Below are 25,111 nucleotides of genomic sequence, written 5' to 3'. Positions count from 1 at the left end.
TGATAGCCAAACGGCGAAATTTGTGGAACCGTCGTGGCCACAAATAAAGACGCAAAGAGGGCGGAAGCGATGGTGGACGAGGAAGCACGTGCGGCGCTTGCAGTCATTCCGGGGCTGGCCGGTTACGAGGGACCCTTGGAGCGGCTTGGCGGCCTCACCAACCTCGTCTTCAGGGCTGGAGATGTCTGCCTGCGGATTCCCGGCAAAGGCACCGAGGAGTATATCAATCGCGCCAACGAGGCGGTGGCGGCGCGGGAAGCCGCCAAGGCCGGCGTCAGCCCCGAGTTGCTGCATGTCGACGGCGAAACAGGTGTGATGGTGACGCGCTTCATCGCCGGCGCCGAGACGATGTCGCCGGAAAAATTCAAGACGCGGACGGGCAGTCCGGCGCGCGCTGGCAAGGCCTTTCGCATGCTGCACACATCCGGCGCGGTGTTTCCCTTCCGCTTCGAGCTGTTTGCGATGATCGACGACTACCTGAAGGTGCTGTCGACCAAGGCCGTTGCCCTGCCCGCCGGCTATCACGACGTGGTACGCGAGGCGGAAACCGTGCGCTCGGCGCTTGCCGCGCATCCGCTGCCTCTTGTCGCCTGCCACTGCGATCCGCTGTGCGAAAACTTCCTTGATACGGGCGACAGGATGTGGATCGTCGATTGGGAATATTCCGGAATGAACGATCCGCTCTGGGATCTCGGCGACCTCAGCGTCGAAGGACAATTCGACATCGCGCAGGAGGAAGAGATGATGCACGCCTATTTCGGTGGCGAGCCGACGCCGGCGGAGCGGGGCCGCGTCGTCATCTACAAGGCGATGTGCGATCTCTTGTGGACGCTGTGGGGGCTGATCCAGCTTGCCAACAGCAATCCGGCCGACGATTTCCGCGCCTATGCCGACGATCGCTTTTCACGCTGCAGAGCACTAATGGAGACGGCCGATTTCTCAAGGCATCTGACGGCGGTGCGCGCGGGTTAGGCGCCAGAAATCTGGAACCTTAAAGCACGCCACGTGATGGGATTCACGCGGTGTGCTTTAAGTCCTTGTTTTTATGCATGTCGTTGCCCCAAAACCGCTGCGCACTTTTGGGCGACATGCATTAGTTGACGCCTTTCGGCACGTTTTCCGGCGGCACAGTGTCCACCACCTTCTGGCGATGGAAGATGAACAGGCCGGCCAGTACGATGATGGCCGAGCCGATCAGGATGCGCGGACCGGGCATGTCGCCGAAGAAGGCCAGCCCGAAGATCACGGCCCACAGCAGCAGGCTGTAATGCAACGGCGCCAGCGTCGACGCCGGCGCCAGCTTCAGCGCCCTGGTGATCATCAGATGCGCGCCGCAGGAGACGATGCCAAGAAGCAGCATGGCGCCGAAATCGAGCGAGGACGGCGTCTGCCAGTTGCCGATGGTGAGAAACCCGCCGACCAGCAGCGTGCCGATGGTTTGCCAGGTAACCAACGAGGTGTCGCTGGTGCCACGCAACCGCCGGTTGAGGATGATGGCGAAGGCGAATGAAATGCTTCCGGCCAGCGCGAAGGTCGACGACAGCGAAAACGCGGCCGAGGACGGTTTGAGCATGATCAGCACGCCGCAGAAGCCGACCAGGATCGCCATCCAGCGGCGCCAGCCGACCTTTTCACCGAGCAACAGGTGCGACAGCGCCGCCACGTAGATCGGTCCGGCCATGTAGAAGCTCATGACGTCGGCGAGCGGCAGGTAGACGACGGCGGCATAGAACAGCGCCGTGTCAAGCGTGGTCATGACGACGCGCAAGACCTGCAGTTCCAGGCGCTCCATGCGGAACAGATTGGCCGCACTTTGACGCGCGATCATCGGGCCGAGCACGAAAAACGCGCCGATGGAACGGATCAGCACGACCTGGCCGACGGAAAAGCTGGTGACCAGCCATTTGCCCATCGCATCGTTCAACGCAAACAGGAAATCGCCGGCCAGCATCAGCGGAATGCCGGCCAAAAGCACATTCCTGATCGTCGAATTCTGGGCTGGTGGCTGTGCCATGCCGATGTCGCTTCCTCCCGCATGAAAGCTCGGTAAGCAGCGTCGTAGACGCAAGCAGCCGCTTTGACGAGCGGAAATCGGAAACCCCGGCCGGACCAGAGCCGGAAATCGGCTGGGCCTACACTAGGGCGGCGGACTTTCAAATCGAATCGTACCGCCGCTCCATCTTTTTATTGGAGCATCGAATTTTCCCAAAACCCGGTACCCACTTTTGGGTGCGATGCTCTAGATCGCCGCTTGAACGGCCTACTTTGGCCGTGACCGAATGATGACCGGACGATAGATCACCGGCCGGTCCCAGGGATCGAAAACCGACGCACTTCTCAGCTCAGCGCGGCGCGCCAGATCGATGCGCTGCAGACATTCGGCGAAGGCATCATTTTTTCTGACGAAGCCGTAGGACCGGCATTTCGCCTCGTCCGCGGCACGACGGTCTTCGGCCGTCATGCAGCCTGCACAGGTCGCCGCCAACGCGACCACCGTAGCCGTCTTGTACCACATGATGGCCTCCTCGACATAAAACTGGAGGTTGATTGTAGACTTGCGGTCAGGACCTATCAATCTGATCGATGCGCGGCCTGATGCAGGTCCAACGTCTTATTGGGCCTGCCAATTATTGGACATGAAGTGGCGGGCGATGCCTCCGGTTCACCGTTTCCGGCCGTCCCGCAATCGAAAGCCGAGTTTCCTGCCTGGCCCGCTCGGCCACCACCTTGCCCCTGGCGATGACGCAGAGGCGCTCGGGACGCAGGCGCAAGGCCTCGACCGGGTCGCCGGCATCGAGGACGACGAGACTGGCGCGCTTGCCGACCGCCAGGCCGAGATGGTCGAGGCCCATGATGGCGGCGTTGACGTTGGTGACCATGTCGAAGCAGCGCGCCATGTCGGCCGGGCTCGACATCTGGGCGACGTGAAGGCCCATGAAGGCGACGTCGAGCATGTCGGCGGTGCCTAGCGAATACCAGGGGTCAAGCACGCAATCCTGGCCCCAGCCGACGCGGATGCCGTGGGCAAGCATTTCCTTAACCCGCGTCAGGCCGCGGCGTTTGGGGAATGTGTCGTGCCGGCCCTGCAGCATGATGTTGATCAGCGGATTGGGGATCGCCGAGACGCCTGCCTCGGCGATCAGCGGCAACAGCTTCGAGACATAGTAATTGTCCATCGAGTGCATCGAAGTGAGATGCGAGCCGGCGACCCTGCCCTGCAGGCCGAGGCGTTGCGTCTCATAGGCCAGTTGTTCGATATGGCGCGACAGCGGATCGTCGGTCTCGTCGCAATGCAGGTCGACCATGAGGCCGCGTTCTGCCGCGATTTCGCACAGTTCCGTCACCGAACGCGTGCCGTCGGCCATGGTGCGCTCAAAGTGCGGAATGCCGCCGACGATATCGACCCCCATGTCGAGCGCGCGGATGGTGTTATCGCGCGCCGTCGGCGAGCGATAAAACCCGTCCTGCGGGAAGGCGACCAGTTGCAGGTCGATATAGGGCGCGACCGTTTTCTTCACATCGAGCAGGGCTTCGACCGCCAGCAGCCTGGTATCGCAGACATCGACATGGGTGCGGATGGCGAGCAGGCCCATGGTGACAGCCCAGTCGCAATAGGCGAGCGCGCGCTCGCGCACCGCTTCGTGCGTCAACAGCGGCTTCAGTTCGCCCCACAGCGAAATGCCTTCCAGCAGTGTGCCCGACGCGTTGATGCGCGGGATGCCCAGCGAGAGCGTGGCGTCCATGTGAAAATGCGGATCGACGAAAGGCGGCGAGACCAGATTGCCATGGGCGTCGATCGCCGTGCCTGCGGTAACGTTCAGCTCGGGCTCGATGGCCGCGATCGTCTCGCCGACGATGCCGATATCGGCGATCGTGCCGTTGGGCAGCATGCCACCGCGGACGATAAGGTCGAAATCCATCTGAAGCCACCTCGTTCAAAAAGCCGTTTCTTTCCGTGCAGCGTGCTGCCGCAAGGCGGACCCTCCAGGCGCGGTTCTTCCTTCTCCCCTTGTGGGAGAAGGTGGCCGCGAAGCGGCCGGATGAGGGGTGTTCCAGCTTGGCACCGACGGCACTCCGTCCAGCACCCCTCAACCGTCTTGGCGCTACGCGCCAATCCACCTTCTCCCACAAGGGGGAGAAGGAAAAGCGAACCTATTCCGGCACATACCTTACCGCACCCTTGGCAGCACTGGTCGCCATTGATGCATAGGCGCGCAAAGCCATCGTCACCTTGCGCTTGCGCTTTTCCTCTGGTTTCCAGGCGGCAGCTCCCTTGGCCTCCATCGCTGCGCGGCGGGCGGCCAGTTCGGCATCGTCGACGGCAAGCCGGATGGTGCGGTTCGGGATATCGATCTCGATCGTGTCGCCCTCATGCACCAGCCCGATCAGCCCGCCTTCCGCCGCCTCGGGAGAGGCATGGCCGATCGACAGGCCCGAGGTGCCGCCGGAAAAGCGGCCGTCGGTGACCAGCGCGCAAGCTTTGCCGAGGCCCTTCGATTTCAAATAGCTGGTCGGGTATAGCATTTCCTGCATGCCGGGGCCGCCGCGTGGCCCTTCGTAGCGGATGACGACGACATCGCCGGCCTTGACCTCGTTGGACAGGATCGCCTTGACGCTGGCGTCCTGGCTTTCGAACACCCTGGCCGGGCCGGTGAATTTCAGGATCGATTCATCGACGCCCGCGGTCTTCACGATGCAGCCGTCCAGCGCAAGGTTGCCCTTCAGCACGGCCAGGCCACCGTCCTTTGAAAAAGGATATTGGGCCGAGCGGATGACACCCTTCTCCCGGTCGAGATCGAGTTCGTCCCAGCGGCGATCCTGGCTGAAGGCGACCTGCGTCGGCACGCCGCCCGGGGCCGCCAGAAAGAAGTCGCGGACATTCTGGCTTGACGTGCGCGAGATATCCCAATGGTCGAGCGCTTCGCCGAGCGTTCGCGTATGTACGGTCGGCAGGTCGCGGTTGATCAGTCCGGCGTTATCGAGCTGACCGAGGATCGCCATGATGCCGCCGGCGCGGTGGACGTCTTCCATGTGCACATCCGCCTTGGCGGGGGCAACCTTGCATAACACCGGCACCTTGCGTGACAGTGCGTCAATGTCGTCCTGATCAAAATCGATCTCGCCTTCATGCGCGGCAGCCAGGATGTGCAGCACGGTGTTGGTCGAGCCGCCCATGGCGATGTCGAGCGTCATGGCATTCTCGAAGGCACCTTTCGAGGCGATGCTGCGCGGCAGCGCGGTGTCGTCGTCCTGCTCGTAGTAGCGCTGGGCGAGATCGACGATCAGATGGCCGGCCTCGACGAACAGCCGCTTGCGGTCGGCATGGGTGGCCAGCGTCGAGCCGTTGCCGGGCAGCGAAAGCCCGAGCGCCTCGGTCAGGCAGTTCATCGAATTGGCGGTGAACATGCCTGAGCAGGAGCCGCAGGTCGGGCAGGCCGAGCGCTCGATGGTCTTGACGTCCGCGTCGGAGACCTTGTCATCAGCAGCCGCGACCATGGCGTCGACCAGATCGAGCGCCTGCGCCTTGCCGGCGAGCACCACCTTGCCGGCTTCCATCGGGCCGCCGGAGACGAAGACGGTCGGGATGTTGAGACGCAGCGACGCCATCAGCATGCCCGGCGTGATCTTGTCGCAATTGGAGATGCAGACCATCGCGTCGGCACAGTGGGCATTGACCATGTACTCGACCGAGTCGGCGATGAGCTCGCGCGACGGCAGCGAATAGAGCATGCCGTCATGACCCATGGCGATGCCGTCGTCGACAGCGATGGTGTTGAACTCCTTGGCGACGCCGCCGGCCTTTTCGATCTCGCGGGCGACCAGCTGGCCGATATCCTTGAGATGGACGTGGCCCGGCACGAACTGGGTGAAGGAATTGACCACCGCGATGATCGGCTTGCCGAAATCGGAATCCTTCATACCGGTGGCGCGCCACAGGCCGCGGGCGCCGGCCATGTTGCGGCCATGGGTGGTGGTGCGGGAGCGATAGGCGGGCATAGACTGTCCTTGCTGTCTGCGCCGCGCCCGGACAGGCGCGGAAAACCGGAATTGAGCGGCGTTATATACGCCGCGGTCTGGTCTGGCCACGGTTTTGCGATGCGCCGCGTTCTTGAGCCAAGACGGTAAGCCGGCCCAGGCAGTAAAAAAGTCAGAGGTGCTGTCGGATCATGTTTTGCCCGAGCGTCCTTGGGCAGACGGCGCGGACGGGCATCAATCGCCAGCCGGCCGTTTTACGAGTGACAACAAAAACCAGCCCGAGGAGCAAGCAAATGCAAAAGATCACCCCCTGCCTGTGGTTCGACGACCAGGCCGAGGAGGCCATGAACCATTACATATCCATCTTCAAGAACTCGAAGGTGCTGAGCGTGATGCGCTGGCCCAAGGGCAGCGGCGATCGTGAGGGCAAAGTGCTGGTAACCTATTTCGAGCTCGACGGCGTTCAGTTCCAGGCGCTCAACGGCGGGCCGCAATTCAAGTTCACCGAGGCAGTCTCGCTGTCCATCGACTGCAAGACGCAGGAGGAGGTCGACTATTTCTGGGACAGGCTCATCGAGGGCGGTGGCGAGCCCAGCCAGTGCAGCTGGCTGAAGGACAAATTCGGCGTCTCCTGGCAGGTCGTTCCCGAGCAGTTGCCGAGGCTGCTGCAGGACCCCGACACGGAAAAGGCCGGCCGTGTCATGCAGGCGATGATGCAGATGACCAAGATCGACATCGCCAAGATCGAAGAGGCGGCCAGGGGGTGATCGAGCCGTCCGATCTTCCCTTCTCCCCTTGTTGTGGGAGAAGGTGGCCGAGCGAAGCTCGGTCGGATGAGGGGTGTTCCAGCTTGGCGCCGCCGGCACTCTGTCCAACACCCCTCCTCCGGCTCGGCGCTCCGTGCCGATCCACCTTCCCCGCAAGGGGGAAGGGAAGGCGCTGAGTCTAGTTCAGGCCGCCTTGTCGCGGACCTGGTAATCCTTGACCGCGGCGAAGCGGATCGCTTTCCAGCGCTCGGCCTCGTAGTTGAGCGAAAAGGCGTGTTGGGCCAGGAACACCGGGTCGTTGTCGAGATCGCGGGCAATGTCGCCGCGATGCGCCTCGATGAAGCGATGCACCTCGGCCTTGTCGTCAGCCGATATCCAGCGGCAGACGGAAAAGCGCGACATCTCGAAATCGACGGGCAGCGTGTATTCGAAGTTCAGCCGCTCCTTCAGCACGTCGAGCTGCAGTGCACCGACAACGCCGACGATGGCCGGTGAACCATCCTCCGGCGAGAACAGTTGCACGACGCCTTCCTCGGCCATCTGGTGCAGCGCTTCCTTCAGCTTCTTGGCCTTCATCGCGTCGCCGAGGCGAACGCGGCGCAGGATTTCCGGCGCGAAGTTCGGCACGCCGCGAAACAGGATCTCCTCGCCCTCGGTCAGCGTGTCGCCGATGCGCAGCGTGCCGTGATTGGGGATGCCGACGACGTCGCCGGCGAAAGCCTCGTCGGCGGTGACGCGGGTGCGAGCGAAGAAGAATTGCGGCGCCGACAGGCTCATCGGTTTTCCCGTGCGCACCAGCTTGGCCTTCATGCCGCGCTCGAGCTTGCCCGAGCAGACGCGGACGAAGGCGATGCGGTCGCGGTGGTTGGGATCCATGTTGGCCTGAATCTTGAAGACGAACGAGGTCATCTTGTCCTCGGTCGCCTCGACCTTGCGGGTATCTGCCTCCTGCGCGCGCGGCGGCGGCCCGTAGGCGCCAAGCGCCTCGATCAGGTCGCGCACACCGTAATTGCGCAGCGCCGAACCGAAATAGACCGGCGTCAAATGACCCTCTCGGAAGGAATCGATGTCGAGCGGACGGCAGGCTTCGCGCGCCAGCTCCAGCTCCTCGATAAAGCCTTCGCGCTCGTTTTCCGGCAACAGGCCGGCGACGCGGTTGGAATCGGGACCGTTGACCGGCGTGCGGTCCTTCTCGGCGTCGCCCTTGCGTACCGCGTTCAGCGCCAGATGATAGGTACCGGAAAAGGTTTTGCCGCGGCCGATCGGCCAGGTGATCGGCGCGGTGTCCAGCGCCAGCTTCTGCTCGATCTCGTCGAGGATCTCGAACGGATCGCGGCTTTCGCGGTCCATCTTGTTGACGAAGGTGATGATCGGGATGTCACGCAGCCGGCAGACCTCGAACAGTTTCAGCGTGCGCGGCTCGATACCCTTGGCGGCGTCGATGACCATGACCGCCGCATCGACTGCCGACAGCGTGCGATAGGTATCGTCGGCGAAATCCTCGTGGCCGGGCGTGTCGAGCAGGTTGAAGACGTTGTCCTCATACTCGAAGGTCATCACCGAGGTGACGACCGAAATGCCGCGCTCGCGCTCGATCTTCATCCAGTCCGACCGGGTTTGGATGCGATCCTTCTTGGCCTTGACCTCGCCGGCAAGCTGGATGGCGCCGCCGAACAAAAGCAGCTTTTCGGTCAGCGTCGTCTTGCCGGCGTCCGGATGCGCGATGATCGCGAAAGTGCGGCGGCGCGCCACCGCGTTCGTGATGTCTTCAGCCAATTTATGGAATCCCATGTGGTGCGCGGGCTTCTAGCAGCGGTTTTGCAGCCTGTCGAACAATTTTGGGCGGATGGCCGGTCTTGAGATAGGGTCGCCGCAACGACATCAGAAGACCCGATTCGACAAAGGACCATCCATGAGCGCAGCCAAGCAAGTCATCGTCGTCGGCGCCGGCATCATCGGCGCGTCTGTCGCCTGGCATCTGGCGAAGGCCGGCGCGAACGTAACGGTGGTTGCCGACAGCGGCGCCGGCGGCGTCGCCACGCCGAATTCCTTTTCCTGGATCAATGCCAGTTGGGGCAATCCAGAGCCGTATTTCCGGCTGCGTACCCGTTCGATGGCCGAATGGACGCGGCTTGCGCATGACGTGCCCGGCATTCCGTTGGAATGGTGCGGCGGCCTGTGCTGGGACCTGCCGCCGGCCGAGTTGGAAGCCTATGCAGTCGAGCACTCTGCCTGGGGCTACGGCATCGAGCGCGTCGACCGCATGGGAGCCGCACGTATAGAGCCCAATTTGACCAAGCTTCCCGATTTCGCCCTTCACGTGACAGAGGAGGGCGTCGCCGAGCCGGTCGCGGCCACGCAGGCGCTGCTGGTGGATGCCGAGCAGCGCGGCCTGCGGGTGATGGGCGGAACGGCCGTGACCGCGTTGGTGCAGACCAATGGCAGGATTACCGGCGTGGATATGTCAGGCGGACGGATCGCTGCCGACGAGGTGGTGATCGCAGCGGGCGCCGGCTCTCCGGCAATTGCGGCGACGGCCGGGTTAAAACTGCCGATCGAGACGCCGCCCGGCCTGATCGTCCATTCACGCCCCTACGAAAAGCTGCTCAACGGCTTGGTGATCGGCGATCGGCTGCACATGCGCCAGACTGCCGAAGGCCGCATCATTGCCGGCTCGGATTTCGGCGGCGCCGATCCGGGAATGGATGCCGCAGCCACCGGTCGCGAGCTGTTTGCGGCGATGAAGAGCATGCTGCGCGACGCCGACCGGCTGGAACTGGATTTCCACACCGTCGGCTATCGGCCGACGCCGATCGACGGCTTTCCGATCATCGGACGGGCTGAAGGCCTGAGCGGCCTTTATGTCGCGGTCATGCATTCCGGCATCACACTGGCCCCAGCCGTCGGCATGTTCGCCGCCCGGGAAATCCTCGACGACGCGCGCGACCCGCTGCTTGAGCCGTATGGGCTGACGCGGTTTGCTCAATAGCCGCGCGGACGGCGAAAACCGCCGCTCAGCAGCGCTATTGCCCTGGCGACGCCGAGCAGCCGCGCTTCCGACCAGCGGCGGCCGACCAGTTGCAGGCCGATGGGCAGGCCGTCGCGGTCCTGCCCGCAGGGCATCGACAGTGCCGGGTGGCCGCTGTAGTTGAACACCGCGCCGTAGGCCGGCAGCATCCAGTAGCTCTGCTCCCTGTCATCGACCTTGATCGGTGTTCCCGGCTCGCAATGCGGGAAGGCCGTGGTCATGGCGACGGGGCAAAGCAAGACATCGCAACCTTCGAAAAAACGGTCCCAGGCAAGAATTGACTGGTCGCGGCGGGTGAGCGCCTCGAACCAGCGCGAGACCGGTGTCGGTTCTTCCGGCGGCTTCGGCTGCGCAGCCTCCAGCATCATGCCGATCAGCGCACCACCTTGCGTCAGATCGTCATGCAGGTCGAGCGTCGGCAGTCTTGCTTCCTCGACGGCTGCCCCCGCAGACTTGAGTTGCTCGGCCAGACTTTCGACCGCGGCCCTGATTTCGCCGGCCACCGGAAAACCCGGAAAGGCCGGCGCGAAAGCGATGCGCAAGGTCTTGAGATCAACCTCCGGCATGTCCTCGACCGGAACCGGCGCAAGATCTGTGTCGCTGCCATCCGGCCCTGCTATGATCCCCAGGATCAGCGCCAGATCTTCGACGTTGCGGGCCAGCGGACCGATACAGGACATCAGCCGCACGCTGCGCGGCGCACCGGTGGGATCGGGAAAGGCGCCGGCCAGGGAGACGCGGTGCTCGGTCGGCTTGAGGCCGTAGACGCCGCAAAAGGCTGCAGGCAGGCGGATCGAATCCTGCATGTCGGTGCCGATCTCGAATGGTGTCATGCCGGTGCTGAGCGCTGCCGCGGCGCCGCCGCTGGAGCCGCCGGCGGTGCGCGATAGATCCCAGGGATTACTGGTGCGGCCAAACAGCGGATTGTTCGACTGCCAGTCGCCCAGCATCGTTGCGACATTTGTCTTGCCGATCAGCACGCCGCCGGCCGCCTTCAACCTGAGAACGACCGGGCTGTCTTTTCTCGCCACATAGTCGGCAAAGTCCGGGAAGCCGACCGTGGTCTTTATGCCTGACGTTTCGTGCGTGTCCTTCAGCGTGAACGGCACACCGTGCAGCGGCCCGACAGCGTCGCCGCGCGCCTGGGCTTCGTCGGCTTTCTTCGCTCGAGCGCGAGCCGCTTCCCTGTCGAGCGTGACGACGGCGTTGAGCGCCTCATTTTGCTTGTCGATCTCAGCCAAATGCGCGTCCAGCGCTTCCACGGCGGAAATCTTGCGGTCGCTGATCGCGGCAGCCAATTCTCTGGTGGAGGAAAAGACGAGATCCATGACCAATGCTCCGGCTTGCTAGCGGCGCCAGCCTCACCAAATGGCGGGCTACGGCGCGTCTTCAAGCCGAGTTCAGCATTCCAGAACAGGCGGTGCTTGATCGGAATTGCGCTGCAAGGGTCTGCTGAGGTCGGCGCCGTCCTGCGATATTGCCGCGATAGCGAGGGATCTACACGGCCAGCGCCAGTCTTACCGGCTCCGGCGCAAACGGGCGAATGGTCATGCCGTCTCTGGTGATGGTGACGAAGCTCGAGGGCGGGATCGGCTGCCAGTCGCCGCCATCACGGTCGAAAGGCTCCGACATAAGGCATCGCCCGCCGCCATTGCCGAAGACGGAGGTGTAGAGCGTCGGCGCGTGGGCATCGGTCGCATAGCGCACCGCATGGAGCGATTCGCCGTCCGACAAGGCGGCGGTAAGTCTCAGCGCCGGTTCGAAGCCGGCGCGGCGCGAGGCGTCCATAACGCGGCTGGTGGCGCGGAGAACAGCGCCCTCCGCATCACCCGACAGCCCCTCGTCGATCATCAGGAGAAAGAAGAGTTCGGAATCGGTGGTGCCTTCGCGCTGGGCGAAGACTGCGTCAGAGAGCGAATTTTCCAGCGCGCGGCGGATTGTTTCGAAGCCGCCGATCCGGCCGTTGTGCATGAACGACCAGCGGCCGGCAGTGAAGGGATGACAGTTCATGCGGCTGGTGGCGCCGCCGGTCGAGGCCCGCACATGGGCAAGGAACAGGCTGGACCTGATCTGGCGACACAGGCTCTTCAGATTGGGATCGGACCAGGCCGGCAGGATGTCGCGATAGAGACCCGGTTCGGGCCGGTCGCCGTACCAGGCGAGGCCAAAGCCATCGCCATTGGTCGGCGACTTGGCTTCCTGGGCGCAATGACTCTGGGCGATAAGCGAATGGCAGGGCGCCGTGACGATGTCTTCGAGGAAAACCGCTTCGCCAAGATAGGCCGCCCAGCGGCACATCGCTTAATCTTCCTTCAGGCGCGATCCATGAAAGCCGCAGGCTCCTTGATCGCGTGTGTGCCTCTTTTGTGCGTGCGCTCATAGAGCTCGCGAACGATTCGGCTGGCCGTGGTCTCAAACAGAAACGGCAAGAAAGCGTGAATGAGCGCGGCGAACGCTGCCATGAACAGGCGCGAGCAGAACCACGCCGCGAAGGCCATATGGCTGAAATAGGTCTCGCCCACCTTGGCCGGGTGCGAGGTAAAGAGCCTTGCAAGCCGTATCGTCATGGTGCCCTCCTACCGGGAAAAGCCCCGATGCTGAGTATTCTGGCACGAGCCTTTGGTTCATCGGTCCCAAAAGATCCTTGTATTTTGCCAATCATTGGGACAAGCATCCCATATGCCGCTGGAAATCGATGAGATCGACCGAAGATTGCTGGCCGAGCTGCAACGCGACGGTACACTGTCGGTCGACCAACTGTCGGAAAGGGTGTCGCTGTCGCGCAACGCCTGCTGGCGCCGGGTCAAGCGGCTGGAAGAAGACGGCGTGATTACCGGCCGGGTGGCGCTGGTCGATGCGGACAAGCTCGGCTTCGGCCTTTCGGTGTTCGTCCTGATCCGGACCTCCAATCACGATCCGAACTGGCTGCAAAAATTCCGGGCGGCAGTCACCGGTTTTCCCGAGATCACCGGCGTCTACCGGATGTCCGGCGACCTCGATTATGTGCTGCGTGCCCGCGTCGCCGACGTGAAGGCGTATGACCGGCTCTATCAGCGACTGATCGCCAAGGTGGCGCTGTCGGATGTTTCGGCCTCCTTCGTCATGGAGGAGATCAAGGAAACGACGGTCGTTCCCGTAGAACTGCGCTGAAGTGGAACTGCGCTGAAAGAAAGCCGTTGATAGCATTGCCGCCGAGTTGACCGAATCGGCGTTGGTAGCGATAGGATCAGCCTCATGCGCGCAGCCCTCTACACTTCCTCCGTCATCGGTCCGGCCGTCGGCTTCGTCAGGCTGCCGCATGGCGAGGGCCTGCCGCTTCCCGCCTATGAAAGCCCGGGCGCCGCCGGCATGGATCTGCGCGCCGCGGTGCCGGACGACCGGCCGCTGCTGATCCTGCCGGGAAAACGCGCGCTGGTGCCGACCGGACTGATCCTGGAGATCCCGGAGGGCGTGGAAGGTCAGGTCCGGCCGCGCTCGGGCCTGGCCTTCAAGCATGGCCTCACCTGTCTCAACACGCCGGGCACCATTGACAGCGACTATCGCGGCGAGGTCAAGGTGCTGCTGATCAATCTCGGCGACGAAGATTTCGCAGTGACGCGCGGCATGCGGATCGCCCAGATTGTCTTTGCGTCCGTGATGCAGGCGACGGTCGAGGAGCGCACATTGGCCGGCGGCACGGCGCGCGGCTCGGGCGGCTTCGGATCGACCGGCACGGCCTGATGAGCATAGTGAATGAGAATACCCAAACTCGTCATCTTCGATTGCGACGGGGTTCTGGTCGACACCGAGAACCTGGCCAATCGACGCCTCGCCGAATGGCTCAGCACTGCCGGCTACCCGGCCAGCTTCGAATATTGCCGTAAGAATTTCTCCGGCCGCTCCATGGTATCGGTGCAAAAGGAGGTCGAGGCGACCGGCGTGAGCCTCGGCGCCGATTTCGTCGAGCGTTGGAACGCCGGCCTGCCGGACCTGTTCGCGCATGGCGTCGAAGCCGTCCCCTATGTCAAGGAGTTCATCGAAGCCGTGCACGCTGCCGGCATCGCAACTTGCGTCGCTTCATCGGCACGGGTTTCGAAAATGCACATCACGCTCGGCCAGACCGGGCTGCTGCAGCTGTTCGAGCATGCGCTGTTCAGCTCGACCATGGTTTCGCGCGGCAAGCCCTTTCCCGACCTGTTCCTGCATGCTGCAGGCACGATGGGCTTCGCGCCCGCCGATTGCATCGTCATCGAGGACAGCGTCGCCGGGACGTTAGCCGGCATTGCCGCCGGCATGCGCGTATTTTCCTACTACGGCGACCCGCATTCCGACCGCGACGGCCTGACCGAGGCCGGCGGCATCCTGTTCGACGACATGCGCAACCTTGCCGGGCTGGTGCCGATCCACTGATCTGATCTTCAGGCTTCCCATCCGGCTGGATGCCTCGGTCGCCCGTGCTAGTTTGCGAACGTTCGACAGTGGGAGGCGCCAGCATATGAATTCCATCCTGCTTCGCTTCATTCTCGCCTGTTTGCTGCTGCCGTGCCTGTGGACTGCGGCCGGCGCCCAAGGCGTCAGTTTCCCGGACCTTGGCAGCGCCGTTCCCGGCCGCAAAGACACGATCTATCTCGACCTCGCCAGGATGGTCATTCCCGATCTCGCGGCGGATAAGGACGGCTTCTATCGGGGCTCCATGCCGATCGAGATGCGCCATATCGAGGGTCCGGATAGCGGTGGCTCGCCGCCCGTAACGTCGGGCTTTTCTGATGCTGGCGTGCTCCAGATCAAGGCAGGCGGCAAGGATCGGCTGGCCATGCTGTTCGACCTCGGGAGCTCCTCCGACAGCGCCGAGGGTTTTGCGGTGCTGGCGCTCTACGATCTTGCCAGCAGGCCGAGACTGCTCGACGCTGTCAATGTCGCCGTCGACCGGAGCACCTATTTCCGCGATCCGGGCAAGCTGCCGATCGGGCCCAGCGATGACGCCATCATCACCCTGAGCACGCATTTCAATTCGAGCCAGGGCTATGTGAGCACGCCGCTGATCCTGGTCCGCGACGACAGGTTCGAACTGATCGACATGATCTACACGTTCGACGAGTCACCCTGCGCCTACAAGCGCACGCAGGAGTTGGCGTTTCAGACCATTGCGGACGGCCAGCCCTATGCGGCCATCAAGGCGACGGTGACCGATGCCACCGTGCCGAATGGCGAAAGCTGCGACGAACCGGCGCCCGAGCCTTCCTCGCGCGACATCTCCGTCACCTACCATTGGGATGGGACCGCATACGTCAAGGGGTCCGACGCACTGGACAAATTGGCAGGAGAGAACGCCAATCGCTTCTGAGCCAATCGCATTCGTTTGCCCGGCGGGCAGTGGCGGGATAAAATGCGCTTCGCACTCTGGGGAGCATCCATGGACAAGGGCAAAATCTTTCGCGACCTGCACAGCTCGATCTTCGTCATGCCCAATCCCTGGGACGTCGGCACGACGAAACTGCTGGCTTCATTCGGTTTCAAGGCGCTGGCGACGACCAGCGCCGGCTTTGCCTTTTCGCGCGGCCTGCCCGACGGCGCGGTGACCTTCGAGGCGATGATCCACCACTGCCGCGAGGTGGCGGCGGCGACCGGCCTGCCGGTCTCGGCCGATCTCGAAAAGGGCAAGGGCGACAGCGCGACAAGTGCATCCGAAACCATCTTCGCGGCCGAGGCCGCGGGCCTCGCCGGCTGCTCGATCGAGGACCACACCGGCGAGCCCGACAAGCCGATCTATGATTTTTCGCATGCCGTCGAGCGCGTCGCCGCCGCAGCGGAGGCGGCACGGGCGCTGAAGCACGATTTCGTCTTCACCGCGCGGGCTGAGAATTTTCTATGGGGCAAGCCCGACATCGACGACACGATCAAGCGGCTGCAGGCCTTCGAGAAGGCCGGCGCCGACGTGCTCTACGCGCCGGGCATCAGTGACATCGAAACGGTGCGAACCGTCTGCTCGGCGCTGACCAAGCCGGTCAACGTCATGGTGAGGCCCGGCTTCACCATCGCCGATCTTTCCCTGGCAGGCGTCAAGCGCATTTCGCTCGGGCCCTGGCTGACCAATTTCGCCTTCGGCATGCTGGAGACGGCGGCGCGCGAGATCCAGCAGGACGGCACCTTCGGCTTCACCCGCACCGCCATGCCTTTCGGCAAGCTGCAGGCGTTGTTTGCCGAACCCCACGCATGACGCTCACCGTCGTCGACATGCACACCGGCGGCGAGCCGCTGCGGATCGTCACCGGCGGCTATCCCAAGATCCCCGCAGGCACGATCCTGGAAAAGCGCGCCTATGTGCGCGACCACCTCGATCATCTCAGGAAGATCCTGATGTTCGAGCCGCGCGGCCACTACGACATGTATGGCGCGCTGCTGGTGGAACCCGACCTGCCCGGCGCCGACCTCGCCGTGCTGTTCATGCACAATGAGGGCTATTCGACGATGTGCGGCCACGCCATCGTCGCGCTCGGCCGCTACGCCGTCGACGAGAGGCTGGTGGCGCGGCAGGAGCCGGTGACGACAGTCAATATCGAAGCGCCGTGCGGGCTGGTCGTCGCCTCGGTCGAGGTGCAGGACGGCAAGGCCGGCGCGGTGTCGTTCGAAAGCGTGCCGGCCTTTCTGTTCGCCCGCGACCAGGAGATTGAATTGCCGGGCTTCGGTTCGATCGGCTTCGACATCGCCTATGGCGGCGCCTTCTATGCGCTCGCCGATTGCCGCCAGTTCGGGCTGGAATTCGGCAGGAACCGCGTGCGCGATTTCGTCGATGCGGCGACAATGCTGACCGGGAAACTGAAGGCCGAGTTTCCGCTGTCGCATCCCGACCATGCCGACCTTGCCTTTCTCTACGGCACCATCCTGACCGACGGACAGGACGCATTTTCCGATACCCCGACCAAAAACATCTGCGTCTTCGCCGAGGCCGAGGTCGACCGTTCGCCGACCGGCTCGGGCGTCACTGCGCGGCTGGCGGCAATGCATGCCAAGGGCGAAATCGCCGGCCAGACGCGGCTGTTCGAGAGTGTTGCAGGCTCGCGCTTTTCCGGCAGCGTGGCGAGGACCGCGAAAGCCGGGCTGCATGACGCCATTATCGCCCGAGTCGGCGGCCGCGCCTACTACTGCGGCCGGGCCGAATTCATCGTCGAACCCGACGACGAGTTGGGACGCGGTTTTCTTTTACGCTAGCGCCGGGGGTGTGCTGAGATTCGGGTCAGCCCGCGCTGAGAACGGTGGGTTCCGAGAACCGGAACGGAGCGTAACGTTTGGGTGCTTACCGGAAGCACAGGCGCAAGCCGGCATCACCCGAATATCAGCACCCCTAAGCCGCTTCCCGCGCACTGATCGCCTTGTGCAAATGCACCATCATGGCGGCGGCGAAGAGCGGCGTCAGAAGGTTGAGCAGCGGCACGGCGAGGAAGGCAGCGATAACCAGGCCGGCGAGGAACACCGTGACGGCATGTTTTTTGCGCAACGCCCGTGTCTCGGCCTCCGGGCGAAAACGCATGGCGGCGAACTCGAAGAACTCACGCCCCAGCAGATAGCCGTTGACGATGAAGAAGGCAGCGATGTTGATGCCCGGTACCAGCAGAAGCAGCAAGGCCACGATGTTGCCGACGATGACGACGCCGAAGAATCTTATCGCCAGCACCATCGAGCGCAGTGCCGGCATGGCGCGGCCGGGCGGGTCATTGGGATAGTCGGTGCGCTCGACCACTTCGGCGACGTCGTCGAGGAACAGGCCGGCGATGATCGCCGTCACCGGCGCGATCAGCAGCGCCAGCCCCAGCGCGAGACCGATGCCGGCGACGATGAAGCCCAGCCATCCGGCCCAGGACGGCAGGCTGGGCAGCCATGCGTCGATCCATGGCCAGGCCAGCCATTCGAACAGGCCCTCGATGGCGAACCACAGCGCGGCGAGCGCCAACAAGGTCAGGCTCAGCGTTTTTGCGAACACCGAGCGGAATTCGGGCGAAAACAGCCGGCTGGCGGCGGCGCGGGCGGCGCTAGAGATCACGGCGTTTCCAATTCCATGGCTGGTATCTCCGAGGCAGGCGGAGACAGGCAAGACACAGGCGGACAGCGTGTTGCAGTGCATCCGCCGTTCGACCAGATTAATAGATCCCGACCCTAGGCAAAGCCGCATCAAATCGCTAGACCCGCCCGCGGCCGGCGTGCCAGAAAGCCGGTGGTTTTCGCGGAGACATCATTGATGCCGAACTATGACGTGCTTTGTATCGGTAATGCCATCGTCGACATCATCGCCCAGTGCGACGAGGCATTTCTGGAAACGAACGGCATCATCAAGGGCGCGATGAACCTGATCGACACGAGGCGCGCCGAGCTCCTCTACAGCCGCATGGGCCCGGCCATCGAAGCCTCCGGCGGCAGCGCCGGCAACACAGCGGCAGGTGTCGCCAGCTTCGGCGGTCGCGCCGCTTTCTTCGGCAAGGTCTCGAACGACACGCTCGGCGAAATCTACGCCCACGACATGCATGCGCAGGGCGTCGCCTTCGACACCAGGCCGCTCAACGGCGAACCGCCGACGGCGCGCTCGATGATCTTCGTCACACCGGACGGCGAGCGCTCGATGAACACCTATCTCGGCGCCTGCGTCGAGCTCGGGCCGGAGGATGTCGAGCCCGACAAGGCCTCGGGCGCCGCCGTCACCTATTTCGAGGGCTATCTGTGGGACCCGCCGCGCGCCAAGGAAGCGTTCCGGCAGACGGCGAAGCTCGCCCATGCCGCCGGGCGCGAAGTGTCGATGACGCTGTCGGATTCGTTCTGCGTCGACCGCTATCGCGACGAGTTTCTGGAGCTGATGCGCTCAGGCACCGTCGACATCGTCTTCGCCAACAGCCACGAGATCAAGTCGCTTTACCAGACCGCCTCCTTCGACGAGGCGCTGGCGCAGATCCGCAAGGACTGCAAGATCGCCGCCGTCACCCGCTCGGAAAAGGGCTCGGTAATCGTGCGCGGCGACGAGACCGTCGCCATCGATGCGACCAAAATCCGCGAATTGGTCGACACCACCGGCGCCGGCGACCTCTATGCGGCCGGCTTCCTCTACGGCTACACGCAAGGGCGCAGCCTGAAGGATTGCGGCGACCTCGGCTCGCTGGCGGCCGGACTGGTCATCCAGCAGATCGGGCCAAGGCCGCGGCAGAATTTGCGCCACGAGGCTGAGCAGGCAGGGCTGCTGTAGGGCTCGACGTCGTCTCTTCCTTCTCTCCGTTATGGGAGAAGGCAGAGACGTCCGCTCTTCACGCCCCCGCCGTATACGCCGCGATCGCCGCCATGTTGACGATGTCGCTGTCCTTGGCGTTGAGCGAGACGATCTGGACCGGCTTGTCCAATCCGACCAGCAGCGGGCCGATGACCGTCGAGCCGCCGAGTTCCTGCAGCATCTTGGTCGAGATCGAGGCCGAGTGGAAGGCCGGCATGATCAGCACATTGGCAGGGCCGGTCAGCCGGATGAACGGGTATTGCGCCATGGCGCGCGCATTGAGCGCCACGTCGGCGGCCATCTCGCCGTCATACTCGAAATCGACGCGCCGCTTGTCGAGGATGCGCACCGCTTCCTGGACGCGCTCTGAGCGCTCACCCTGCGGATGTCCGAAGGTGGAATAGGCGAGCATGGCGAGCCTTGGTTCATAACCCATGCGGCGGGCAAAGCCGGCGGCTTCCTCGGCGATGTCGGCGATCTGTTCGGCATTGGGCATGTCGTGCACGGCGGTATCGGCGACGATCACGGTTCGGCCCCGCGCCAGCACGATCGAAACGCCAATGACGCGGTGGCCGGGCTTGGCGTCGATGACACGGCGGATGTCGTCGAGCGCCGTGGAGTAGTTGCGGGTGACCCCGGTGACGATGCCGTCGGCATCACCCAGCGCCACCATGCAGGCGGCGAAATGGTTGCGGTCGTTGTTGATCAGGCGCTGGCAGTCGCGAAACAAGAAGCCCTTGCGCTGCATGCGCTCGTAGAGATAGTCGGTGTAGACGCCATTGCGGCGCGACAGCCTGGCGTTGATGATCTCGATGCCTTGCTTGTTCAGCTCGATGCCGGCGTTCCTGGCGTTCTCCTTGATGATGTCGTCGCGGCCGAGCAGGATGGCGGTGCCGAGCCGCTGGTTCACGTAGGAGACGGCGGCGCGCATCACCTGCTCCTCCTCGCCCTCGGCGAAAACGATGCGCTTGGGCTGGCGGCGCACGCGGTCGTAGATGCGCTGCAGCGTCGAGGCGATCGGATCGCGGCGGGCGGAAAGCTCCTGCGCGTAGCGGTCGAGGTTGAGGATCGGCTTGCGCGCGACGCCGGACTCCATCGCTGCCTTGGCGACCGCGATCGGAATGGCCGAGATCAGGCGCGGATCGAACGGCACCGGGATGATGTAGTTGGGGCCGAATTTCGGCCGCATGCCCTGGTAGGCGGCGGCGACGTCGTCGGGCACATCCTGGCGCGCCAGTTCGGCCAGCGCCCGCGCCGCGGCGATCTTCATGTCATCATTGATGGTGGTCGCCCGCACGTCCAGCGCGCCGCGGAAGATGTAGGGGAAGCCGAGCACGTTGTTGACCTGGTTCGGATAGTCCGAACGGCCGGTGGCCATGATGGCATCGGTGCGGATTTCGGCGACTTCCTCCGGCGTGATCTCCGGATCGGGATTGGCCATGGCGAAAATGATCGGCTTCTCGGCCATCGACTGCACCATCTTGGTGGTCAGTGCGCCCTTGGCGGACAGGCCGAGAAACACGTCGGCGCCGTCCAGCGCCTCGGCTAGCGAGCGCGCGTCGGTCTTGACGGCGTGCGCCGACTTCCACTGGTTCATGCCTTCGGTGCGGCCCTGGAAGACGACGCCCTTGGTGTCGCACAGAATGATGTTTTCAGGCGCAAAGCCCATTGCCTTCATCAGCTCGATGCAGGCGATGCCAGCCGCACCCGCGCCGTTGCAGACCATTTTCGTGGTCTTCATGTCGCGGCCGGTGATTTCCAGCGCGTTGATCAGGCCGGCGGCCGAGATGATGGCGGTGCCGTGCTGGTCGTCGTGGAAGACCGGTATGTCCATCAGTTCGCGCAGCCGCTGCTCGATGATGAAGCATTCCGGCGCCTTGATGTCTTCCAGGTTGATGCCGCCGAAGGAGGGCCCGAGGAAGCGCACGCAGTTGATGAACTCGTCGGCATCCTCGGTGTCGACCTCGAGATCGATGGAATCGACATCGGCGAAGCGCTTGAACAGCACCGCCTTGCCTTCCATCACCGGCTTGGCGGCCAGCGCGCCGAGATTGCCGAGGCCGAGGATGGCGGTGCCGTTGGAAATGACCGCTACCATGTTGCCGCGCGCCGTGTAGTCGAATGCGCGGCTGGGATCCTCGGCGATGGCGAGGACCGGAACCGCGACGCCCGGCGAATAGGCGAGGCTCAAGTCGCGCTGGGTGGCCATCGGCTTGGTGGCGACGATCTCCAGCTTGCCGGGACGGCCCATGGCGTGGAATTCCAGCGCCTCCTGCGCACTGACGGAGGGCCCGGGGTTTTCGGTTTTCCTGGCCATGATGCTTTCGATTTCCTCACCCGTGCAGCACCTCGTCGAGACGGGCGCAATGCTTTCTTTTGTGGAACGTTCGGGATTAAGGCTACACTTCGCCGCTGTAAACCGCCAAGCAGATAGCTCGGGAATTTTGGAAGCAGCTTCTTGAACGACGAAACGCCCATTCGCAGCGACAGCGCTACGCCGGCCTTTGCGCCGGCGACGCCGATGATGGAGCAGTATATCGAGATCAAGGCGGCGGACCCGGATTCGCTGCTGTTCTACCGCATGGGCGATTTCTACGAGCTGTTCTTCGACGACGCCGAGAAGGCGAGCCGGGCGCTCGGCATCGTCCTGACCAAGCGCGGCAAGCACCAGGGCCTCGACATCCCGATGTGCGGCGTGCCGGTGCATGCCGCCGACGACTACCTGCAGAAGCTGATCGGACAAGGGTTCCGCGTCGCCGTCTGCGAGCAGATCGAGGATCCGGCCGAGGCGAAGAAACGCGGCGGCAAGTCGGTGGTGCGCCGCGACGTGGTGCGGTTGGTGACGCCCGGCACCATCACCGAGGACAAGTTGCTGGCGCCGTCAGAATCGAGCTTTTTGATGGCGCTTGGCCGGGTCAAGGGCGGGGCCGAGCCAAGAGGCGGGGAGCGCGGCAGCGCGACAGGGAACCAAGGAAGTTTTGCGCTGGCCTGGATCGAGATCTCGACCGGCGCCTTCCGCGTTGCCGAGACCACCGCAGACCGGCTGCTCGCCGATGTCTTTCGCGTCGACCCGCGCGAGCTGATTGTCGCCGAGCCGGTGTTTTACGATCCCGAGCTGAAACCGGTGTTCGACGTGCTCGGCCGGGTCGCCAATCCGCAGCCGCCGAGCCTGTTCGACTCGGCATCAGCCGCCGGGCGCATCGCCCGTTTCTTCGAGGTGGCGACGCCGGACAGTTTCGGCACGTTTTCCCGCGCCGAGCTATCGGCGATCTCAGGCGCTATCGCTTATGTCGAAAAAACGCAGAAGGCCGAGCGGCCGCCGCTGTCGCGGCCCGAGCGCGAGGAGCAGGGTTCGACGCTGTTCATCGATCCGGCGACACGCGCCAATCTGGAGCTGCTGCGCACCCTTTCCGGCAGCCGCGAGGGCTCGCTGTTCAAGGCGATCGACCGCACGGTGACCGGCGGTGGGGCGCGACTGCTCGCCGACCGGCTGATGGCGCCGCTGACCGATCCGGCAGCAATTGGTGCAAGGTTGGATTCGGTGTCGTTCTTCCGGTCGGAGACACGACTGTGCCAGGCGGTGCGGGCGAGCCTGAAGAGCGTCGCCGACATGCCTCGCGCCCTGTCGCGGCTGGCGCTCAACCGAGGCGGCCCGCGCGATCTCGGCGCGCTGCGTGCCGGGTTCGAGGCTGCCGGCACTATTGCCGAACTGTTCGGGGCGACCGCCCTTCCGCAAGAACTGGCGGCGGCGCTGGCGGCGATCGAGGCGCTGCCACGTCCGCTGGCCGAGCATCTGACGCAGGCGCTCAGTGACGAGCTGCCGCTGCTCAAGCGCGACGGCGGCTTCGTCCGCAGCGGCTACCACGTTGAGCTCGACGAAATGCGGGCACTGCGCGATGAATCGCGCAAGGTGATTGCCGGGCTGGAGCGCTCGCTGATCGAGGAAACCGGCATCCGCTCGCTGAAAATCCGGCACAACAATGTGCTTGGCTATTATATCGAAGTCACCGCCAACCACCATGCGATCATGACGAGCAGCGATGGAGCGAGGGCGCGCTTCATCCATCGTCAGACCATGGCCAATGCCATGCGCTTCACCACGACCGAACTCGCCGAGCTGGAATCCAAGATCGCCAACGCCGCCGACCGGGCGCTGGCGATCGAGCTTGCCGCCTTCGACAGGCTGACGGCGGAAGCGGTCGGCCAGGCGGACAAGATCCGCGGCGGCGCAGAAGCGCTTGCCGTGCTCGACGTGTCGGCGGCACTTGCGCTGCTTTCCGAAAGCGAAGCCTGGTGCCGGCCCGTGGTGGACGCCAGCCTCGCCTTCGCAATTTCGGGCGGACGGCATCCGGTGGTGGAACAGTCTCTGCGGCGTTCGGGCGAAGGATCGTTCGTCGCCAATGATTGCGATCTATCGCCGGAAGGCGATGCCAAGAACGGCGCGATCTGGCTGCTGACCGGCCCCAATATGGGCGGCAAATCGACCTTCCTCAGGCAGAACGCGCTGATCGCCATCCTCGCCCAGACCGGCTCCTTCGTGCCGGCGGCATCAGCCCATATCGGCGTCGTCGACCGGCTGTTTTCACGTGTCGGGGCCTCGGACGATCTGGCGCGCGGCCGCTCGACCTTCATGGTCGAGATGGTCGAAACGGCGGCGATCCTCAACCAGGCCGGCGAACGCGCGCTGGTGATCCTGGACGAGATCGGCCGCGGCACAGCTACCTTCGACGGCCTGTCGATCGCCTGGGCGGCGGTCGAGTATCTGCACGAGAAGAACCGTTGCCGGGCGATCTTCGCCACCCACTTCCACGAGATGACGGCGCTGGCCAGCAAACTCGCTCGGCTGCACAACGTCACCATGCGGGTCAAGGAATGGGAGGGCGACGTGGTCTTCCTGCACGAGGTCGGCAAGGGTGCCGCCGACCGCTCCTACGGCGTGCAGGTGGCGCGTCTGGCCGGCTTGCCGGAAGCGGTGGTCGGGCGGGCCAGGGAAGTGCTGCACCAGCTGGAAGCGGGCGAGGTTTCGGGCAAGGCAAACCGGCTGGTCGACGATCTGCCGCTGTTTTCGGTGGCGGTGAAACGAGAGGCGCCGAAGCCGGCAAAGAGCGATGGACTAAGCGCGGCGCTAGGGGAGATCAATCCCGACGAGATGACGCCGAGGGAGGCGCTGGAAGCGCTGTATCGGCTGAAGGGAATGGCGGGGAAGTAGTCAGGCTTCGTACGATAGCGCAGGGAACGCGACCCTAGGTCCTGCGCCACCTCAAATCATCTGCAGCCCGCGCTTGCGGGTCGGTGGCGGGAAGGCACGGTCGATTTCTGCGGAATCTTCCGAGGTGAGCTCGATGTCCAACGCAGCGACATTCTGGCGGACATGCTCTTGCCTGCCGGCCTTTGGGATGGCGATGACGCCGTCCTGTGCCATCAGCCAGGCCAGCGCCAACTGAGCCGCCGTGGCATTGTGGCGGGCGGCGATGGCTTCGAGCGTGGTATTGCGCGCCAATACGCCCTGATCGACCGGCGAATAGGCCATCAGCGGAATGCCGCGTTGCCGGCTCCAGGGCGCAAGGTCGAATTCGGGGCCGCGCTGGGACAGATTGTAGAGGATCTGGTTGGTCTGGACGCTGTCGCCGGCCGGCAGGCTGACCAGTTCCTCCATCTCATGAGTGTCGAAATTGCTGACGCCCCAGTGGCGGATCTTGCCGGCCTTTTTCAACGCGTCGAAGGCCTCGACCGTTTCCGCCAGAGGCAGGCTGCCGGGCCAGTGCAGCAGATAGAGATCGATACGGTCGGTGCGCAGATGCCTGAGGCTTCTGTCGCAGGCCGCCGGAACGCCGATGCGCGAGGCGTTGGACGGGAGCACCTTGGAGACCAGGAACACCTCGTCGCGGCGCCCGGCAATGGCATCCGCCACCACCTCCTCGGCCCCGCCGCTGGCATACATTTCGGCGGTGTCGATCAGCGTCATGCCGAGATCGAGCCCGAGCTTCAGCGCGTTGACCTCATCGTCATGGCGGCTGAAATCCTCGCCCATCCTCCACGTGCCTTGACCCAGCACGGGAAGGGCTTCGCCCGAGGGCAATGTGGTGGTTCTTATCGTTGATGGCATGGCGCGCT

The 25,111-nt window shown here is 64.0% G+C and carries 22 protein-coding genes; 11 read left to right on the top strand and 11 right to left on the bottom strand.

Annotated features, from left to right (window positions below; all coding sequences use genetic code 11):
• Positions 1-69: 69 nt before the first annotated feature.
• The gene (locus tag ACWUKX_RS23800; RefSeq protein WP_456009367.1) at positions 70-972 is read left to right on the top strand and encodes a phosphotransferase; all 903 of its coding nucleotides are present in this window, start codon (positions 70-72) and stop codon (positions 970-972) included.
• A 121-nt stretch (positions 973-1,093) separates the two neighbouring features.
• Here ACWUKX_RS23800 and ACWUKX_RS23795 read toward each other — a convergent pair whose 3' ends face one another.
• The 4 genes from ACWUKX_RS23795 to ilvD form a co-directional block, all read right to left on the bottom strand.
• Entirely contained in the window at positions 1,094-2,014 is a 921-nt protein-coding gene (locus tag ACWUKX_RS23795; protein ID WP_456009336.1) for a DMT family transporter, read from the bottom strand.
• A gap of 246 nt (positions 2,015-2,260) precedes the next feature.
• Entirely contained in the window at positions 2,261-2,515 is a 255-nt protein-coding gene (locus ACWUKX_RS23790) for a hypothetical protein (protein WP_292183716.1), read from the bottom strand.
• A gap of 112 nt (positions 2,516-2,627) precedes the next feature.
• Entirely contained in the window at positions 2,628-3,920 is a 1,293-nt protein-coding gene (locus ACWUKX_RS23785) for an amidohydrolase family protein (protein ID WP_455839910.1), read from the bottom strand.
• Positions 3,921-4,152: 232 nt separating this feature from the next.
• Complete coding sequence (gene ilvD, locus ACWUKX_RS23780; RefSeq protein WP_456009335.1) at positions 4,153-5,997, bottom strand: dihydroxy-acid dehydratase; 1,845 nt, start codon at positions 5,995-5,997, stop codon at positions 4,153-4,155.
• Positions 5,998-6,269: 272 nt separating this feature from the next.
• On the opposite strand from ilvD, the gene ACWUKX_RS23775 reads away from it, so the two are divergent.
• A complete protein-coding gene (locus tag ACWUKX_RS23775) occupies positions 6,270-6,743 on the top strand; it encodes a VOC family protein (RefSeq protein ID WP_095521056.1) in 474 nt (157 codons plus the stop codon).
• 183 nt (positions 6,744-6,926) lie between these two features.
• Here the strand turns inward: ACWUKX_RS23775 and ACWUKX_RS23770 are convergent, their stop codons facing one another.
• Entirely contained in the window at positions 6,927-8,534 is a 1,608-nt protein-coding gene (locus ACWUKX_RS23770; RefSeq protein ID WP_095521055.1) for a peptide chain release factor 3, read from the bottom strand.
• A 121-nt stretch (positions 8,535-8,655) separates the two neighbouring features.
• On the opposite strand from ACWUKX_RS23770, the gene ACWUKX_RS23765 reads away from it, so the two are divergent.
• Positions 8,656-9,732 carry an NAD(P)/FAD-dependent oxidoreductase gene (locus ACWUKX_RS23765; RefSeq protein WP_456009334.1) on the top strand — a complete coding sequence of 359 codons (1,077 nt, stop codon included), beginning with the start codon at positions 8,656-8,658 and terminating at the stop codon, positions 9,730-9,732.
• On the opposite strand, the gene ACWUKX_RS23760 is transcribed toward ACWUKX_RS23765, so the two are convergent.
• The 3 genes from ACWUKX_RS23760 to ACWUKX_RS23750 all read right to left on the bottom strand — a co-directional run bounded on the left by ACWUKX_RS23760 (position 9,726) and on the right by ACWUKX_RS23750 (position 12,338).
• Positions 9,726-11,099 carry an amidase gene (locus ACWUKX_RS23760; RefSeq protein WP_456009333.1) on the bottom strand — a complete coding sequence of 458 codons (1,374 nt, stop codon included), beginning with the start codon at positions 11,097-11,099 and terminating at the stop codon, positions 9,726-9,728. The two genes, ACWUKX_RS23765 and ACWUKX_RS23760, sit on opposite strands and share 7 nt — an antisense overlap.
• A gap of 169 nt (positions 11,100-11,268) precedes the next feature.
• Positions 11,269-12,069, bottom strand: coding sequence for a class II glutamine amidotransferase (locus ACWUKX_RS23755; protein ID WP_127208567.1), 801 nt, complete (start codon positions 12,067-12,069; stop codon positions 11,269-11,271).
• 14 nt (positions 12,070-12,083) lie between these two features.
• Positions 12,084-12,338 carry a DUF6356 family protein gene (locus ACWUKX_RS23750; RefSeq protein WP_456009332.1) on the bottom strand — a complete coding sequence of 85 codons (255 nt, stop codon included), beginning with the start codon at positions 12,336-12,338 and terminating at the stop codon, positions 12,084-12,086.
• Between the two features lie 112 nt (positions 12,339-12,450).
• Here ACWUKX_RS23750 and ACWUKX_RS23745 point away from each other — a divergent pair, with 112 nt between their 5' ends.
• The 6 genes from ACWUKX_RS23745 (at position 12,451) to ACWUKX_RS23720 (ending at position 16,959) form a co-directional block, all read left to right on the top strand.
• A complete protein-coding gene (locus ACWUKX_RS23745) occupies positions 12,451-12,921 on the top strand; it encodes an Lrp/AsnC family transcriptional regulator (RefSeq protein WP_456009331.1) in 471 nt (156 codons plus the stop codon).
• Positions 12,922-13,005: 84 nt separating this feature from the next.
• The gene (gene dut / locus ACWUKX_RS23740; RefSeq protein WP_065006001.1) at positions 13,006-13,491 is read left to right on the top strand and encodes a dUTP diphosphatase; all 486 of its coding nucleotides are present in this window, start codon (positions 13,006-13,008) and stop codon (positions 13,489-13,491) included.
• 12 nt (positions 13,492-13,503) lie between these two features.
• Positions 13,504-14,160 carry an HAD family hydrolase gene (locus ACWUKX_RS23735; protein WP_456009330.1) on the top strand — a complete coding sequence of 219 codons (657 nt, stop codon included), beginning with the start codon at positions 13,504-13,506 and terminating at the stop codon, positions 14,158-14,160.
• A gap of 85 nt (positions 14,161-14,245) precedes the next feature.
• Positions 14,246-15,094: a hypothetical protein gene (locus ACWUKX_RS23730; RefSeq protein WP_456009329.1), complete on the top strand. Its 849-nt coding sequence runs from the start codon at positions 14,246-14,248 to the stop codon at positions 15,092-15,094.
• Positions 15,095-15,163: 69 nt separating this feature from the next.
• Positions 15,164-15,967, top strand: a complete 804-nt coding sequence (locus ACWUKX_RS23725; RefSeq protein WP_456009328.1) for an isocitrate lyase/PEP mutase family protein — start codon at positions 15,164-15,166, stop codon at positions 15,965-15,967.
• Positions 15,964-16,959, top strand: a complete 996-nt coding sequence (locus tag ACWUKX_RS23720) for a proline racemase family protein (protein WP_456009327.1) — start codon at positions 15,964-15,966, stop codon at positions 16,957-16,959. Before ACWUKX_RS23725 ends, ACWUKX_RS23720 begins: the two co-directional genes overlap by 4 nt.
• A gap of 133 nt (positions 16,960-17,092) precedes the next feature.
• On the opposite strand, the gene ACWUKX_RS23715 is transcribed toward ACWUKX_RS23720, so the two are convergent.
• Positions 17,093-17,788 carry a sulfate transporter family protein gene (locus ACWUKX_RS23715; protein ID WP_456009326.1) on the bottom strand — a complete coding sequence of 232 codons (696 nt, stop codon included), beginning with the start codon at positions 17,786-17,788 and terminating at the stop codon, positions 17,093-17,095.
• A 195-nt stretch (positions 17,789-17,983) separates the two neighbouring features.
• On the opposite strand from ACWUKX_RS23715, the gene ACWUKX_RS23710 reads away from it, so the two are divergent.
• Positions 17,984-18,976, top strand: coding sequence for an adenosine kinase (locus tag ACWUKX_RS23710; protein ID WP_456009325.1), 993 nt, complete (start codon positions 17,984-17,986; stop codon positions 18,974-18,976).
• Between the two features lie 58 nt (positions 18,977-19,034).
• Here ACWUKX_RS23710 and ACWUKX_RS23705 read toward each other — a convergent pair whose 3' ends face one another.
• On the bottom strand, positions 19,035-21,314 hold the full coding sequence (locus ACWUKX_RS23705) for an NADP-dependent malic enzyme (RefSeq protein WP_456009324.1): 2,280 nt from the start codon (positions 21,312-21,314) through the stop codon (positions 19,035-19,037).
• Positions 21,315-21,455: 141 nt separating this feature from the next.
• Here ACWUKX_RS23705 and mutS point away from each other — a divergent pair, with 141 nt between their 5' ends.
• A complete protein-coding gene (gene mutS, locus ACWUKX_RS23700; RefSeq protein WP_456009323.1) occupies positions 21,456-24,206 on the top strand; it encodes a DNA mismatch repair protein MutS in 2,751 nt (916 codons plus the stop codon).
• A 51-nt stretch (positions 24,207-24,257) separates the two neighbouring features.
• On the opposite strand, the gene ACWUKX_RS23695 is transcribed toward mutS, so the two are convergent.
• The gene (locus ACWUKX_RS23695; protein ID WP_456009322.1) at positions 24,258-25,103 is read right to left on the bottom strand and encodes an aldo/keto reductase; all 846 of its coding nucleotides are present in this window, start codon (positions 25,101-25,103) and stop codon (positions 24,258-24,260) included.
• Positions 25,104-25,111: the final 8 nt, after the last annotated feature.

Source organism: Mesorhizobium sp. f-mel, from assembly GCF_053850215.1.
This window is presented reverse-complemented; position numbering and strand designations above follow the sequence as displayed.